The organism is Acinetobacter sp. AL9, assembly GCF_041464035.1.
GTDB classification, from domain to species: Bacteria; Pseudomonadota; Gammaproteobacteria; order Pseudomonadales; family Moraxellaceae; genus Acinetobacter; species Acinetobacter towneri.
Window position 1 is genome coordinate 1 of the sequence record NZ_JAYFSK010000297.1, and the last position, 232, is coordinate 232.

Annotated in this window: 1 protein-coding gene; it reads left to right on the forward strand. The window is 37.5% G+C overall.

The window, feature by feature from the left end:
• Window positions 1-105: 105 nt before the first annotated feature.
• Window positions 106-232: helix-turn-helix domain-containing protein (locus ACEO2X_RS14790; protein ID WP_180005984.1), on the forward strand; the 127-nt coding region annotated here is incomplete at its 3' end.

Consider the following 232-nt stretch of genomic DNA (forward strand, 5'->3'; position numbering starts at 1 on the left):
ACGCAGATTCAAATCTCAAGTGCAACACATTTGTAGTTAGTTGAAAAAGTTAGGTGTATTCATAGAATCATTAGACTTTTTCAACCCGCAATTGGAAAGCACACGATGAAGAAATACACCCAACTTTCTCAAGATGAAAGATACGAAATTTATGCTACTTTGAAAAGTAAAAGTTCAATCGCTACCCTTGCTCGGGAGTTAGGACGTTCACGATCAACCATCTACCGTGAAT